Below are 14,781 nucleotides of genomic sequence, written 5' to 3'. Positions count from 1 at the left end.
GGAGCGTGGCCGGATCCGCCACCGCCGAGCGCGGGGCACGCCAGCAGGAGTCGTCCGGCCCGCCCCTCGTCCGGCGGTTGGGGCCACGCCGACTTCGTATGATCATCGTTCTCGCGCTGGTCGTCGTGCTCCTCGGCGCGGGCGCGGTCTGGGTGTTGTACGGCTCGCCGTGGCTGCGGGTGGAGCGCGTCACGGTCTCCGGTACGAGTGTGCTGACGCCGCAGCAGGTGCGCGAAGCCGCCGACGTGCCGGTCGGATCACCGTTGATCTCCGTCGACACCGATGCGATCGAAACCCGGCTCCGTACGGAACTGCCGCGAATCGACTCGGTCGACGTGGTTCGTTCCTGGCCCCGTGGAATCGGCCTGAAAGTGACCGAGCGTACGCCGGTTCTGCTGGTCCGAAAAGGGGCGAAGTTCGTGGAAGTGGACGACGAAGGCGTCCGTTTCGCTACGGTTTCCGAGGCCCCGAAAGGCGTTCCGCTTCTCGAAATGGCCGTTTCCTCCTCACGGTCGGTCGCCGCGAGCCTGCGCCGCTTCGGCGAGGACCGACTGGTACGGGAGGCGGTGAAGGCCGCCGGCTCCCTTCCGGCCGCCGTCACGCGGGAGACCCGGCTGGTCAAGGTCCGTTCCTACGACGACATCTCGCTGGAGTTGGGCGGCGGCCGCACGGTCGCGTGGGGCAGTGCCGAGAAGGGCGCCGCGAAGGGCCGTGCACTCACCGCTCTCATGAAAGCCGCCCCGGCCGCACGGCACTTCGATGTCAGTGCTCCCACCGCCCCTGCGTCATCGGGGAGTTGACGCACATCCGCGCAGGCCAGCACCCTGGTTGGGCAGCGACACGGCTGATCACATAGGGTGAAAAGAAAAACGGGAGGTTCGGCGTGTTCGTTGAACGGGCGCCACTTGTCGACTTAGTGTCCTGTTCAGAAGACTTCAAGGAACAGACACACTGGTAACCCTAAACTTCAGCGTTAGGGTTCGGGTCGGCGAAACGGACCGTCCCATTCGGCATCAGTCGTCGGATCGCATCACCTGTGAGGCGACGACACGTAACTCGAGGCGAGAGGCCTTCGACGTGGCAGCACCGCAGAACTACCTCGCAGTCATCAAAGTCATCGGTGTCGGCGGCGGTGGTGTCAATGCCATCAACCGGATGATCGAGGTCGGTCTCAAGGGCGTCGAGTTCATCGCCATCAACACCGACGCGCAGGCGCTGTTGATGAGCGACGCCGACGTCAAACTCGACGTCGGCCGCGAACTGACCCGCGGACTCGGCGCCGGCGCCAACCCGGCCGTCGGCCGCAAGGCCGCCGAGGACCACCGCGAGGAGATCGAGGAGGTCCTCAAGGGGGCCGACATGGTCTTCGTGACGGCCGGTGAAGGCGGCGGCACCGGCACCGGCGGCGCGCCCGTCGTGGCCAACATCGCCCGCTCCCTGGGCGCCCTCACCATCGGCGTGGTCACCCGCCCGTTCACCTTCGAGGGCCGGCGCCGCGCCAACCAGGCCGAGGACGGCATCGCCGAACTCCGCGAAGAGGTCGACACCCTCATCGTCATCCCCAACGACCGGCTGCTGTCCATCTCGGACCGCCAGGTCTCGGTCCTGGACGCCTTCAAGTCGGCCGACCAGGTCCTGCTCTCCGGCGTCCAGGGCATCACCGACCTGATCACCACCCCCGGTCTGATCAACCTCGACTTCGCCGACGTCAAGTCGGTCATGTCCGAGGCGGGTTCGGCCCTCATGGGCATCGGCTCGGCCCGCGGCGACGACCGCGCGGTGGCCGCCGCCGAGATGGCGATCTCCTCGCCGCTCCTGGAGGCCTCCATCGACGGCGCCCGGGGCGTCCTGCTCTCCATCTCCGGCGGCTCCGACCTCGGCCTGTTCGAGATCAACGAGGCCGCCCAGCTGGTCAGCGAGGCCGCCCACCCCGAGGCCAACATCATCTTCGGCGCGGTCATCGACGACGCGCTGGGCGACGAGGTCCGGGTCACCGTCATCGCGGCCGGCTTCGACGGGGGCCAGCCCCCGGCCCGCCGGGAGACCGTCATGGGCTCCTCGTCGGCCTCGGCCCGCCGCGACGAGCCCACTCCGGTACGGCAGCCCGAGAGCCGCCCGTCCTTCGGCTCGCTCGGCAGCGTGACGCCCAAGGAGGAGCCGGAGCCGGCGCCCGAGCCGGTGGCCGACCTCCCGGTCTCCCCGCCGGTGCCGCCGTCGCGGACCTACTCGGACAGCGCCGCCGAGGAACTGGACGTCCCGGACTTCCTGAAGTGATAGGACAGCGCGAGAGCGTGAGCGGCGCGCACTTCGCCTTCACCGACCGGTGGGGCGGGGTGAGCGCCGCTCCGTATGCGGAGCTCAACCTCGGCGGAGCGGTGGGCGACGACGCCGAGGCCGTACGCGCCAACCGCGAGCTCGCCGCCAAGACGCTGGGACTCGACCCGGGCCTGGTCGTCTGGATGAACCAGGTGCACGGCAGCGAGGTGGCCGAGGTCGACGGCCCGTGGAATGTGCGGAACGTGCCGCAGGTCGACGGACTGGTGACGTTCGGACGGGGAGTCGCTCTCGCCGTGCTCACCGCCGACTGCGTGCCGGTCCTGCTGGCCGACCCGGTCGCCCAAGTGGTCGGCGCGGCCCACGCGGGCCGGCCCGGCATGGTCGCCGGGATCGTCCCCGAAACCGTACGGACCATGGTGCGGCTCGGCGCCGACCCAGCCCGGATCGTCGCCCGCACCGGCCCCGCCGTCTGCGGCCGGTGCTACGAGGTGCCGGAGACGATGCGCGTCGAGGTGGCCGCCGTGGAGCCTGCGGCGCACGCCGAGACAAGCTGGGGCACGCCCGCCGTCGACGTCACCGCCGGGGTGCACGCGCAGCTCGACCGGCTCGGAGTGCACGACCGGGAGCGGTCGCCGGTGTGCACCCGGGAGTCGGAGGACCACTTCTCGTACCGCCGCGATCGCACCACGGGGCGACTCGCGGGATATGTCTGGCTGGACTGATCGGACATGACGGACCGTAAGGATGAACTCGCCGGAAATCTGGCGAAGGTGGAGGAGCGCATCGCCGCCGCGTGCGCGGCCGCCGGGCGGGGGCGGGAGGAGGTGACCCTGATCGTGGTCACCAAGACCTACCCGGCGAGCGATGTGCGGATCCTGTCGGAACTCGGCGTGCGCCATGTCGCCGAGAACAAGGACCAGGACGCGGCGCCCAAGGCCGCCGACTGCTCGGACCTGCCCCTTCAGTGGCACTTCGTCGGCCAGTTGCAGACCAATAAGGTGCGATCCGTGGTCGGTTACGCGGATGTCGTGCAGTCGGTCGACCGCGCCAGGCTGGTGACGGCCCTGTCGAAGGAGGCCGTGCGCGCCGCGCGCGAGGTGGGCTGCCTGATCCAGGTGGCCCTCGATGCCGGGGACAGCGAGCGGGGTGAGCGGGGTGGCGTGGCCCCCGGCGGCGTCGAGGAGCTGGCCGCTCTGGTCGCCGGCTCCCCGGGGCTGCGACTCGACGGACTGATGACCGTCGCACCCCTGACCGGGGAGTACGCGGGGCGCCAACGAGCGGCGTTCGGGCGGTTGATGGATTTGTCGACTGACCTGCGCCGAGCCCATCCGGCTGCGAACATGGTGTCGGCAGGGATGAGTGCGGACCTCGAGGAGGCCGTGGCGGCCGGAGCGACACATGTACGCGTAGGCACCGCGGTACTCGGAGTCCGCCCCAGGCTCGGGTAACGTCGCCAGGAAGTCGGACCACAGCAGAAAATATGGTCATTACCGCCGAAAGGCGGGTATAACGGCCACGTGGATCGCGGGACTTGGCAGTCGAAAGTCGATCCACCACAGAGCGGAGGACTCAGAGCATGGCCGGCGCGATGCGCAAGATGGCGGTCTACCTCGGCCTCGTGGAGGACGATGGGTACGACGGCCGGGGATTCGATCCCGACGACGACTTCGAACCCGAGCTCGATCCCGAGCCCGAGCGGGACCACCGGCGGCACGAGCCGGCCCACCAGTCCCACAGTGCACATCCGTCCCAAAGGGACGAAGAGGTGCGAACCGTACAGCCGCCCGCCCCCCGTGAGCCGGTGGCCCGGTCGGCTTCGCTCGCCGCGGAATCCGGGCGTCCGGCGCGGATCGCGCCCGTGGCATCCATCACACAAGAACGTCAGTCCCTGGAGAAGAACGCACCGGTGATCATGCCCAAGGTCGTGTCGGAACGAGAGCCGTACCGGATCACCACGCTTCACCCCCGGACCTACAACGAGGCCCGTACCATCGGGGAACACTTCCGTGAGGGCACCCCGGTGATCATGAATCTGACTGAGATGGATGACACAGACGCGAAGCGACTTGTCGACTTTGCGGCCGGTTTGGTGTTTGGTCTTCACGGCAGCATCGAGCGGGTGACGCAGAAGGTGTTCCTGTTGTCGCCTGCTAACGTCGATGTCACGGCGGAGGACAAGGCCCGCATCGCAGAGGGCGGGTTCTTCAACCAGAGCTGAGACGCAAGACCGGAAAAGCAGTACAGAGCAGTACAGATCAGCAGCACGGAACAGGGGAGAGGGAAGCACCGAACATGAGCGTGGTCCTGGATGTCGTCTACATCGCGCTGATGGTCTTCCTCATCGTGCTCATCTTCCGGTTGGTCATGGACTACGTCTTCCAGTTCGCCCGCTCATGGCAGCCCGGCAAGGCGATGGTGGTCGTTCTGGAGGCCACCTACACTGTCACCGATCCACCGCTCAAGCTTCTGCGGCGGGTAATCCCGCCGTTGCGTCTCGGGGGCGTGGCGCTCGACCTGTCCTTCTTCGTACTGATGATCATCGTCTACATCCTGATCTCGATCGTGAGCCGGCTGTGAGCGATGTGAACTACCGTCTTGCCGATGCCGACGACTACGTTGAGGTGAAGAGATGCCGTTGACCCCCGAGGACGTGCGGAACAAGCAGTTCACGACCGTCCGCCTCCGAGAAGGCTATGACGAGGACGAGGTCGATGCCTTCCTCGACGAGGTCGAAGCCGAACTGACCCGCCTGCTCCGGGAGAACGAGGACCTGCGCGCCAAACTGGCCGCGGCGACGCGTGCTGCTGCCCAGAACCAGCAGAACATGCGCAAGCCTCCGGAGCAGGACCAGCAGCAGGGCGGCATGCAGCAGCAAGGTGGCATGCCGCAGCAGGGCATGCAGCAAGGCGGTATGCAGCAGGGCGGCATGCAGCAGGGCGGTATGCAGCAGCAGGGCATGCCGCAGCAGGGCATGCCCCAGCAGGGGATGCCGCAGCAGGGCATGCGAGGTCCCGGCGGCCCGGTGCCCGCCGGCATATCGGGCCCGCCGCAGCAGCAGATGGGTGGCCCCATGGGTGGCCCGCCCCAGCTGCCGAGCGGTGCCCCGCAGCTGCCCGCCGGTCCCGGCGGTGGTCAGGGCGGTCCCCAGGGTCCCGGTCCGATGGGCCAGGGTCCGATGGGCCAGGGCCCCATGGGTCAGGGTCCGATGGGCGGCCAGCCCCCCATGCAGCAGCAGATGGGTGGTCCGATGGGCGGCCCCATGGGCGGTCCTATGGGCGGCCCCGGTCAGGGCCCCGGTGGCGACAGCGCCGCCCGTGTCCTCTCGCTGGCTCAGCAGACCGCCGACCAGGCGATCGCCGAGGCCCGCTCCGAAGCCAACAAGATCGTCGGTGAGGCGCGTTCGCGTGCCGAGGGTCTCGAGCGTGACGCCCGTGCCAAGGCCGACGCCCTGGAGCGGGACGCCCAGGAGAAGCACCGCGTCGCCATGGGCTCCCTGGAGTCCGCCCGCGCGACGCTGGAGCGCAAGGTCGAGGACCTGCGTGGCTTCGAGCGCGAGTACCGCACGCGGCTGAAGTCCTACCTCGAGTCGCAGCTGCGTCAGCTGGAGACCCAGGCGGACGACTCGCTCGCCCCGCCGCGCACTCCGGCCACGGCCTCCCTGCCGCCGTCCCCGGCGCCCTCGATGGCTCCGGCCGGCGCGAGCGCCCCGTCCTACGGCGGCAACCCGGGCATGGGCGCGCCGAGCCCGGCCGCTCCGTCCTACGGCGGCCAGCAGCAGATGTCCCCGGCCATGACGCAGCCGATGGCGCCGGTGCGGCCGCAGGGCCCCTCCCCGATGGGCCAGGCTCCCTCGCCGATGCGCGGCTTCCTCATCGACGAGGACGACAACTGACGGCCAGTAGTACGCCTTAGGCGTCGGCAGCGTTCAAAGGGCGGGACCCCGGATTTTCGATCCGGGGTCCCGCCCTTTTTACGCGTGTTGACGATGTTGACGAAGTCACCGGAGATGTCGACCGGGGATGTGGGCCTGAGATGTCGAAGGGCCCGGTTCCCCAGGGGACCGGGCCCTTCTCGTCGCCGTTATGCCTTGCGCAGGCGGAACGTCAGCGTCAGGCTCTCGTCGGTGAACGGGGCGCCGTAGGCGTCGTCGGCCTCCCCCTGGGCGAAGTCCGTGGCGAGGACCTCGTCGGCGATCAGGGCCGAGTGACCGGCGAGCGCGTCGACGGTCGCCGGGTCCGTCGCGGTCCAGCGCAGCGCGATGCGGTCGGCGACGTCGAGGCCGCTGTTCTTGCGGGCCTCCTGGATCAGCCGGATCGCGTCACGGGCCAGGCCGGCCCGGCGCAGTTCCTCGGTGATCTCCAGGTCCAGGGCGACCGTGGCACCGGAGTCGGAGGCGACCGACCAGCCCTCGCGCGGGGTCTCCGTGATGATCACCTCGTCGGGGGCGAGGGCGACGGTCTCGCCGTCCACGTCCACGGACGCCGTGCCCTCGCGCAGGGCGAGGGACAGCGCGGCCGCGTCGGCGTTCGCGACGGCCTTGGCCACGTCCTGCACGCGCTTGCCGAACCGCTTGCCCAGGGCCCGGAAGTTGGCCTTGGCGGTGGTGTCCACCAGGCTGCCGCCCACCTCCGACAGGGACGCCAGGGACTCGACGTTCAGCTCCTCCGTGATCTGCGTGTGCAGCTCGGGGGAGAGGGCGTCGAAGCCGGTGGCCGCGATGAGCGCCCGGGACAGCGGCTGGCGCGTCTTGACGCCCGACTCCGCACGCGTGGCGCGTCCCAGCTCCACCAGGCGGCGGACCAGGACCATCTGCTTCGACAGCTCCGGGTCGATGGCGGCGAGGTCGGCCGCCGGCCAGGAGGAGAGGTGGACCGACTCCGGGGCGCCCGGGGTGACCGGCACGATCAGGTCCTGCCAGACCCGCTCGGTGATGAACGGCGTCAGCGGTGCCATCAGCTTGGTGACCGTCTCGACGACCTCGTGCAGGGTGCGCAGCGCGGCCTTGTCGCCCTGCCAGAAGCGGCGCCGGGAGCGGCGCACGTACCAGTTGGACAGGTCGTCGACGAACGCCGAGAGCAGCTTGCCGGCCCGCTGGGTGTCGTAGCTCTCCAGAGCCTGCGTCACCTGGTCGGTGAGGGCGTGGAGTTCGGACAGCAGCCAGCGGTCCAGGACGGGCCGCTCAGCCGGGGCCGGGTCGGCCCCACTGGGCGCCCAGCCGGACGTGCGGGCGTACAGGGCCTGGAAGGCGACCGTGTTCCAGTAGGTGAGGAGCGTCTTGCGGACGACCTCCTGGATGGTGCCGTGGCCCACCCGGCGGGCCGCCCAGGGCGAGCCGCCGGCCGCCATGAACCAGCGGACCGCGTCGGCACCGTGCTGATCCATCAGCGGGATCGGCTCGAGGGTGTTGCCCAGGTGCTTGGACATCTTGCGGCCGTCCTCGGCGAGGATGTGGCCGAGGCAGACGACGTTCTCGTACGACGACTCGTCGAAGACCAGGGTGCCGACCGCCATCAGCGTGTAGAACCAGCCGCGGGTCTGGTCGATGGCCTCGGAGATGAACTGCGCCGGGTAGCGGGACTCGAAGAGTTCCTTGTTCTTGTACGGGTAGCCCCACTGCGCGAACGGCATGGAACCCGAGTCGTACCAGGCGTCGATGACCTCCGGCACGCGCGTGGCCGTGCGCCCGCAGTCGTCCTGGGGGCACGCGAAGGTGACCGCGTCGATGAACGGGCGGTGCGGGTCCAGCTGCGACTGGTCGGCGCCGGTCAGTTCGGTGAGCTCCGCGCGCGAGCCGACGACGGTGAGGTGGTCGTCCTCGCAGCGCCAGATCGGCAGCGGGGTGCCCCAGTAGCGGTTGCGGGAGAGCGCCCAGTCGATGTTGTTGTTCAGCCAGTCGCCGTACCGGCCGTGCTTGACCGTGTCCGGGAACCAGTTGGTCTTCTCGTTCTCCTGGAGGAGGCGGTCCTTGACGGCTGTGGTGCGGATGTACCAGGACGGCTGCGCGTAGTAGAGGAGCGCGGTGTGGCAGCGCCAGCAGTGCGGGTAGCTGTGCTCGTACGGGATGTGCCTGAAGAGGAGGCCGCGCTGCTGAAGGTCCTCGGTGAGCTGTTCGTCCGCCTTCTTGAAGAAGACGCCGCCGACCAGCGGTACGGACTCCTCGAAGGTGCCGTCCGGGCGCACCGGGTTCACCACCGGCAGGCCGTAGGAGCGGCAGACCTTGAGGTCGTCCTCACCGAAGGCGGGGGACTGGTGGACCAGACCCGTGCCGTCCTCGGTGGTGACGTACTCGGCGTTGACCACGTAGTGCGTTTCGACGTCGGCCGGGAACTCCACGAGCTCGAACGGACGTTGGTAGGACCAGCGCTCCATTTCGGCGCCGGTGAAGGTCTGGCCGGTGGTCTCCCAGCCTTCGCCGAGCGCCTTGGCGAGAAGCGGCTCGGCGACGACGAGCTTCTCCTCGCCGTCGGTCGCTACGACGTAGGTCACGTCGGGATGCGCGGCCACGGCCGTGTTGGAGACCAGTGTCCAGGGGGTCGTCGTCCACACCAGGAGGGCGGCTTCATCGGCGAGCGGACCGGAGGTGAGGGGGAAACGGACGTACACGGAGGGGTCGACGACCGTCTCGTAGCCCTGGGCCAGCTCGTGGTCGGAGAGGCCGGTGCCGCAGCGCGGGCACCAGGGGGCGACGCGGTAGTCCTGGACCAGCAGGCCCTTGCCGAAGATCTCCTTGAGCGACCACCAGACCGACTCGATGTACGCGGGGTCCATCGTGACGTAGGCGTCGTCGAGGTCGACCCAGTAGCCCATGCGGGTCGTCAGCTCGGAGAAGGCGTCGGTGTGGCGGAGCACGGACTCGCGGCACTTGGCGTTGAAGTCGGCGATGCCGTAGGCCTCGATGTCCTTCTTGCCGCTGAAGCCGAGTTCCTTCTCGACCGCCAGCTCCACCGGGAGGCCGTGGCAGTCCCAGCCGGCCTTGCGGGCCACGTGGTAGCCGCGCATGGTGCGGAAGCGGGGGAAGACGTCCTTGAAGACGCGTGCCTCGATGTGGTGGGCGCCCGGCATGCCGTTGGCGGTGGGCGGGCCCTCGTAGAACACCCACTCGGGGCGGCCCTCGGACTGCTCCAGGCTCTTGGCAAAGATCTTCTGCTCGCGCCAGAAGTCGAGCACCGCGTGCTCGAGGGCGGGCAGGTCGACCTGGGCGGGCACCTGGCGGTACTGCGTCATCGATCTTCCTCCGGCGGACGTACTGCCTTCCGTCGGAGGGACGAGAGCCTTGTTGTCTGTCTACGCCGTGTGCGGCGCGCTCCCGCGGTACCACCCTCCTTGGCCCTCCGGTGCGCTCTACGCGCCGGTGAGCCCCCTCATTGGGGTCGCGATGCCGGTTCTACCAACCCGGGGAGGGTCTTCTTCCGGCGGCTCCGGGGTGATCTTCACGTCGCGCTCGCCCCCGGGCTTCCACCGTCCCCGGGTCGCTCTGGGCTGCGTACGCCGCTACTCGTCCCCATCCACGCTTTTCGCTCCGCCCAGTGTACGGCTCCCCGACGACAGCAGCCGACCGGTTTACGGGGCCGTCGGGCGCGGGGCATAGGCAGGTCCGGGATGCCCCGAATGGTGGCTCTATGTGGAGATACGCGTGTTCGCATTCCGGGATGCCCGGATCGGCGGATTACCCGGCGGGGAGCTGGGCACAACGCATGCAGGCTTGCCGCGTGGCGTGCGCGAGGCGGGCGAATCGGGCGGTGCGCCCCGTTGCCGCGGGCTCCAAGTCGATTTATCGTCCCAGCACGATTCGCGTGCAAGATCACAATATGTGAAGGGGCCGCGGCCATGGTGGCGAAGAAGACCGCCGTACAGCAGTCGGCATCCGGCAGGTCCAGGGGTGCCTCCGGCGGCGCGGCCAAGGACGCCAAGGACGCCAAGGCCGTGAAGACGGTGCGGTCGTCCGCCGTCACGGGGACGAAGAAGGCGGCACCCGAGAAGACGACCGCGAAGAAGGCGGCGGCCAGGAAGGCGGTGGTCAAGAAGGCGGCGGACCGAAGACCTGTGGAGAAGGCGGCGGAACCCGTCGGGAGGGCGAGGCCGGTCGGGAAGGCGGCCGCGAAGAAGCCGGCCGCGAAGAAGGCCACCGCCGACAAGAAGATCGGTGGTGCCAAGGGCGTGGCCGCGGCGAGCGCGGGCAGGAAGAGCACGGCCAAGAAGGTGGGCGCGGCCTCGGCCGCGGAGCAGACGGGAGCCACGACAGTGGTTGCGAAGAAGACTCCGGGTACGGCCACGGCGGCGAAGACCGCCGTCCCCAAGGCACGCCTCGCCGCGGTGGAGCCGGGCGAGCTCGCGGTGCGCCCCGGCGAGGAGCCGTGGACGCCCGAGGAGGTCGAGGAGGCCCGCACGGACCTCGAGTCCGAGCAGGCGCGGCTGCGGGCGGAGCTCGCCTCGTCCGAGACGGCCCTGGCGGGGCTGATGAGGGACTCGGGGGACGGCGCCGGCGACGACCAGGCGGACACCGGGACGAAGAACATCACCCGCGAGCACGAACTGGCGCTGGCCGCCAACGCGCGCGAGATGCTGATCCAGACCGAGCACGCCCTGGAACGGCTGGACGCCGGTACCTACGGGCTGTGCGAGAACTGCGGCAAACCCATCGGCAAGGCCCGGATGCAGGCCTTCCCGCGGGCCACGCTGTGCGTCGAGTGCAAACAGAAGCAAGAGCGCCGGTACTGATCTCCTGGCTGTCGGGGGGCGTGCCGTACCCTCGTCCTCAGTCAGGTACCTAAGTTGAGGGACTCACGTGGCAGAGGCGGAGCGCGTCATCGGTACGCCGGACACCCCAGAGGCGGGGTCCGAGCCGGAGCAGTCATCCGGCCCGGGCGAGCAGGAGAGCACCGAGGCACGGCCCAGGGGCAAGCGCCGGATCGCCGTGCTCTTCGCCGTGGCCACGTTCGCGTACGTACTCGACCTGGTCAGCAAGATGATCGTGGTCGCCAAGCTGGAGCACCACGCACCGATCGAGATCGTCGGTGACTGGCTGAAGTTCGAGGCCATCCGCAACGCGGGCGCGGCCTTCGGCTTCGGGGAGGCCTTCACCATCATCTTCACGGTGATCGCCGCGGCCGTGATCGTGGTGATCGCCCGGCTCGCCCGCAAGCTCTACAGCCTGCCCTGGGCGATCGCGCTGGGCCTGCTGCTGGGCGGCGCGCTGGGCAACCTCACCGACCGGATCTTCCGTGCGCCGGGCGTCTTCGAGGGCGCGGTCGTGGACTTCATCGCACCGAAGCACTTCGCGGTCTTCAACCTCGCCGACTCGGCGATCGTGTGCGGCGGAATCCTGATCGTGCTGCTGTCCTTCAAGGGGCTGGACCCGGACGGCACCGTCCACAAGGACTGAGCGTGCGTTCGGGGGTGTCCGACCCGTCCGGCATACTCGACGGGTGAGCACGATTCCCGAGATCCGTACCCTGCCCGTGCCGGACGGCCTGGAGGGCGAGCGCGTCGACGCCGCCATCTCCCGCATGTTCGGCTTCTCCCGCACCAAGGCCGCTGAGCTCGCCGCGGCGGGGAAGGTCTCGGTCGACGGCTCGGTGGTCGGGAAGTCCGAGCGGGTGAGCGGCGGGGCCTGGCTGGAGGTCGAGATGCCGCAGGCCCCCGCGCCCGTGCAGATCGTGGCCGAGCCGGTCGAGGGCATGGAGATCGTGCACGACGACGAGGACGTCGTCGTGATCGTCAAGCCGGTCGGCGTGGCCGCGCACCCGTCGCCGGGCTGGAGCGGGCCCACCGTCATCGGCGGGCTCGCCGCGGCCGGCTACCGCATCTCCACCTCCGGCGCCGCCGAGCGCCAGGGCATCGTGCACCGCCTCGACGTCGGCACGTCCGGTCTGATGGTGGTCGCCAAGTCGGAGCGGGCGTACACGTCACTGAAGCGCCAGTTCAAGGAGCGCACGGTCGACAAGCGCTACCACACGCTCGTCCAGGGCCACCCCGACCCGACGAGCGGCACAATCGACGCGCCCATCGGCCGACACCCCCAGCACGACTACAAGTGGGCGGTCACGGCCGAGGGCAAGCCCTCCGTCACGCACTACGACCTGATCGAGGCGTTCCGCGCGGCCTCCCTGCTGGACGTGAAGCTGGAGACGGGCCGTACACACCAGATCCGCGTCCACATGGCCGCCCACCGCCACCCCTGCGTCGGTGACCTGACGTACGGCGCCGACCCGACGCTCGGCAAGCGGCTGGGGCTGACCCGGCAGTGGCTGCACGCCGTCCGGCTGGGCTTCGAGCACCCCGGGGACGGGGAGTGGGCGGAGTTCGCCAGCGACTACCCCGAGGATCTGCGGAAGGCGCTGGACCAGGTTCGCGAGGAGACCTACGGATGAGCACCCCGCGCGCGTACACGGTGCGCGTCGCCGAGGACCCCGCCGACCGCGAGGCGTGTTTCGCGGTGCGCAAGGAGGTCTTCGTCGGCGAGCAGGGCGTGCCGGAGGACCTGGAGTACGACGCGCATGACGCCGGCGCCGTGCATGTGCTGGCGGTGGGGGAGGACGGCCTGCCGCTCGGGACCGGGCGGCTGCTGTACGGCGAGGCGGCCGCGGCCAGGACCGGCGGCGATCCGTCGGTGGGCTCGCTGGGGCGGCTCGCCGTGAGGTGCGAGGCGCGCGGGCTGGGCGTGGGGGTGGCGCTGGTGCGGGCCATCGAGGAAGCGGCACACGCGCGTGGGCTCAGGGCCGTGGACCTGCACGCGCAGACGCACGCACTGGGCTTCTACGAGCGGCTGGGGTACGTGGCGTACGGGCCGGAGGACCTGGAGGCGGGGATCGCGCACAGGTCAATGCGGCGTTCGCTGTAGCCCCCGGTGGCCGTGCGACGCTTGAGGTCTGGATGCTCTTGATCGTCTAGACCCCGGAGCCTGACCGTGGATCAGTTGGCCCTGTTGTTCATCCTGTTGCTCGGGGCCGTGGTGAGCGTCCCGTTCGGCGACCGGCTGGGGCTGCCCGCGCCGGTGCTGATGACGTTGCTCGGGATCGTTCTCGCGGTGCTCGACTTCGTGCCCAACGTGAACATCCCGCCGGACCTCATCCTGCCCCTTCTGCTGCCGCCCCTGCTGTACGCGGCGGTACGGCGGACCTCCTGGCGGCAGTTCGCGGCGAACGTGCGGCCGATCATCCTGCTCGCCGTGGCGCTGGTGTTCGTCACGACGGTGTGCGTGGCGGCCGTGGCCCACGCGATCGTGCCGGGACTGCCGGTCGCCGCGGCCGTCGCGCTCGGGGCGCTGGTCGCACCGCCCGACCCCGTCGCCGCCACCGCCGTGGCCGGACAGCTCGGGCTGCCCCGCCGGCTGGTGTCCATCCTGGAGGGCGAGGGGCTGTTCAACGACGTGACGGCCATCGTGCTGTACCACGTCGCGATCGCCGCGGCCGTGAGCGGGACGTTCTCACCGTGGCGGGCCGGGCTCGACCTGGTGCTGTCCGCCGTGGTGGCGGTGGCCGTGGGCGTCGCGCTCGGCTGGGGCGCGAACAGGCTGCTGGACGTGCTCGGCGACACGACCCTGCAGATCGGGCTGACGCTGCTGGTGCCGTACGCCTCGTACGTGCTGGCGGAGGAGTTCCACGGGTCCGGGGTGCTGGCCGTGCTGACCACCGCGATGTTCCTCGCGGAGTACGCCACCGACCCCGACGACGTGCTGACCCGGCTGGCCGGTCACACCTTCTGGGACATCATCGACACCCTCGTCACGGGCGTCGCGTTCGGCCTGATCGGCCTGGAGCTGCACAACGCGATCCGCACGGCGTCCGGGCGCTGGGGGGAGATGCTGGGCTGGGCGGGCGTCATCGTGGCCGTGGTCGTCGTCGTACGGCTGCTGTGGCTGATGCCGGCCACCTGGCTGACGAAGCGGCTGCACGCCCGGCGGGACCACGACGAGGACATTCCGATGAGCTGGCGGGAGACCGTCGTCATGTGGTGGTCCGGGATGCGCGGGGTGGCGTCGGTGGCGCTGGCGCTGGCCGTGCCGCTGAAGACCGAGGACGGGGGCGCCTTTCCCGACCGGGACGAGATCGTCTTCATCGCGTTCGGCGTGATCATGGCGACGCTGATCCTTCAGGGGCTGACCCTGCCGTGGCTGGTCAAGCGGCTCGATGTGCAGTCGGACGCCGACCACGAGAAGGAGTTCGAGAAGGAGCTCGCGGTGCGGGCCGCGAAGGCGGCGAAGCGGCGGCTGCGGGAGATCGAGGCCGAGGAGGAGCTGCCGGAGGAGTTGTCCGAGCAGATGCTGCGGCGGGCCTTCGACATCGGGCTGCGGATCAGCCCGGACGTCGGGGAGGACGAGCGGCGGGAGGCGCACGAGCACCGGGTGCGGCGGCTGAAGCGGGTGCGGCGGATCCAGGGGGAGATGCTGAGCGCGGCGCGGCACGAGGTGGTGGCGGCGCGGAGCGAGCCGGGCGCGGATCCGGAGATCGTGGACCGGGTGCTGCGGCATCTGGACGTCCGCAGCCTGCGGTGACCCCGGTCCCC

The 14,781-nt window shown here is 70.0% G+C and carries 13 protein-coding genes; 12 read left to right on the top strand and 1 reads right to left on the bottom strand.

All coding sequences use genetic code 11. From position 1 onward, the window contains the following. The first annotated feature begins 5 nt into the window (after positions 1 to 5). From ACIBTS_RS34600 to ACIBTS_RS34570, 7 genes are all read left to right on the top strand, one after another. The gene (locus tag ACIBTS_RS34600) at positions 6 to 800 is read left to right on the top strand and encodes a cell division protein FtsQ/DivIB (protein ID WP_399324656.1); all 795 of its coding nucleotides are present in this window, start codon (positions 6 to 8) and stop codon (positions 798 to 800) included. A gap of 277 nt (positions 801 to 1,077) precedes the next feature. Continuing rightward, the gene (gene ftsZ / locus ACIBTS_RS34595; protein WP_099937549.1) at positions 1,078 to 2,274 is read left to right on the top strand and encodes a cell division protein FtsZ; all 1,197 of its coding nucleotides are present in this window, start codon (positions 1,078 to 1,080) and stop codon (positions 2,272 to 2,274) included. Continuing rightward, a complete protein-coding gene (gene pgeF, locus ACIBTS_RS34590; protein WP_399324655.1) occupies positions 2,271 to 2,999 on the top strand; it encodes a peptidoglycan editing factor PgeF in 729 nt (242 codons plus the stop codon). Before ftsZ ends, pgeF begins: the two co-directional genes overlap by 4 nt. Positions 3,000 to 3,005: 6 nt before the next feature. Next, complete coding sequence (locus ACIBTS_RS34585; protein WP_319338771.1) at positions 3,006 to 3,725, top strand: YggS family pyridoxal phosphate-dependent enzyme; 720 nt, start codon at positions 3,006 to 3,008, stop codon at positions 3,723 to 3,725. Positions 3,726 to 3,853: 128 nt separating this feature from the next. After that, entirely contained in the window at positions 3,854 to 4,495 is a 642-nt protein-coding gene (locus ACIBTS_RS34580; RefSeq protein ID WP_399324654.1) for a cell division protein SepF, read from the top strand. A 74-nt stretch (positions 4,496 to 4,569) separates the two neighbouring features. Further along, entirely contained in the window at positions 4,570 to 4,854 is a 285-nt protein-coding gene (locus tag ACIBTS_RS34575; protein ID WP_020129925.1) for a YggT family protein, read from the top strand. A 52-nt stretch (positions 4,855 to 4,906) separates the two neighbouring features. After that, complete coding sequence (locus ACIBTS_RS34570) at positions 4,907 to 6,169, top strand: DivIVA domain-containing protein (protein WP_399324653.1); 1,263 nt, start codon at positions 4,907 to 4,909, stop codon at positions 6,167 to 6,169. 188 nt (positions 6,170 to 6,357) lie between these two features. Here the strand turns inward: ACIBTS_RS34570 and ileS are convergent, their stop codons facing one another. Further along, positions 6,358 to 9,501: an isoleucine--tRNA ligase gene (gene ileS, locus ACIBTS_RS34565; protein WP_399324652.1), complete on the bottom strand. Its 3,144-nt coding sequence runs from the start codon at positions 9,499 to 9,501 to the stop codon at positions 6,358 to 6,360. Positions 9,502 to 10,104: 603 nt separating this feature from the next. Between ileS and ACIBTS_RS34560 the strand changes: the two genes are divergently transcribed. The 5 genes from ACIBTS_RS34560 (at position 10,105) to ACIBTS_RS34540 (ending at position 14,770) form a co-directional block, all read left to right on the top strand. Continuing rightward, positions 10,105 to 10,995, top strand: coding sequence for a TraR/DksA family transcriptional regulator (locus ACIBTS_RS34560; protein WP_399324651.1), 891 nt, complete (start codon positions 10,105 to 10,107; stop codon positions 10,993 to 10,995). Between the two features lie 67 nt (positions 10,996 to 11,062). Further along, complete coding sequence (gene lspA, locus ACIBTS_RS34555) at positions 11,063 to 11,659, top strand: signal peptidase II (protein ID WP_079662925.1); 597 nt, start codon at positions 11,063 to 11,065, stop codon at positions 11,657 to 11,659. A 43-nt stretch (positions 11,660 to 11,702) separates the two neighbouring features. Then, positions 11,703 to 12,647, top strand: coding sequence for an RluA family pseudouridine synthase (locus tag ACIBTS_RS34550; protein WP_079662926.1), 945 nt, complete (start codon positions 11,703 to 11,705; stop codon positions 12,645 to 12,647). Then, complete coding sequence (locus ACIBTS_RS34545) at positions 12,644 to 13,117, top strand: GNAT family N-acetyltransferase (protein ID WP_399324650.1); 474 nt, start codon at positions 12,644 to 12,646, stop codon at positions 13,115 to 13,117. The genes ACIBTS_RS34550 and ACIBTS_RS34545 overlap by 4 nt, the downstream gene beginning before the upstream one ends. A 66-nt stretch (positions 13,118 to 13,183) precedes the next feature. Then, positions 13,184 to 14,770: a Na+/H+ antiporter gene (locus ACIBTS_RS34540; protein ID WP_399324649.1), complete on the top strand. Its 1,587-nt coding sequence runs from the start codon at positions 13,184 to 13,186 to the stop codon at positions 14,768 to 14,770. The last annotated feature ends 11 nt before the right edge of the window (positions 14,771 to 14,781 follow it).

Origin of the sequence: Streptomyces sp. NPDC050121 (assembly GCF_044460385.1) — a bacterium.
Lineage (GTDB): Bacteria > Actinomycetota > Actinomycetes > Streptomycetales > Streptomycetaceae > Streptomyces > Streptomyces soliscabiei.
This window is presented reverse-complemented; position numbering and strand designations above follow the sequence as displayed.

Excerpts from the sequence above, each read along its gene's own strand:
- ACIBTS_RS34570 (WP_399324653.1), top strand. The coding sequence starts at position 4,907 with ATGCCGTTGACCCCCGAGGACGTGCGGAACAAGCAGTTCACGACCGTC.
- ACIBTS_RS34545 (WP_399324650.1), top strand. The coding sequence starts at position 12,644 with ATGAGCACCCCGCGCGCGTACACGGTGCGCGTCGCCGAGGACCCCGCC.
- ACIBTS_RS34575 (WP_020129925.1), top strand. The coding sequence starts at position 4,570 with ATGAGCGTGGTCCTGGATGTCGTCTACATCGCGCTGATGGTCTTCCTC.
- ileS (WP_399324652.1), bottom strand. The coding sequence starts at position 9,501 with ATGACGCAGTACCGCCAGGTGCCCGCCCAGGTCGACCTGCCCGCCCTC.
- ACIBTS_RS34560 (WP_399324651.1), top strand. The coding sequence starts at position 10,105 with ATGGTGGCGAAGAAGACCGCCGTACAGCAGTCGGCATCCGGCAGGTCC.
- ACIBTS_RS34580 (WP_399324654.1), top strand. The coding sequence starts at position 3,854 with ATGGCCGGCGCGATGCGCAAGATGGCGGTCTACCTCGGCCTCGTGGAG.
- ACIBTS_RS34585 (WP_319338771.1), top strand. The coding sequence starts at position 3,006 with ATGACGGACCGTAAGGATGAACTCGCCGGAAATCTGGCGAAGGTGGAG.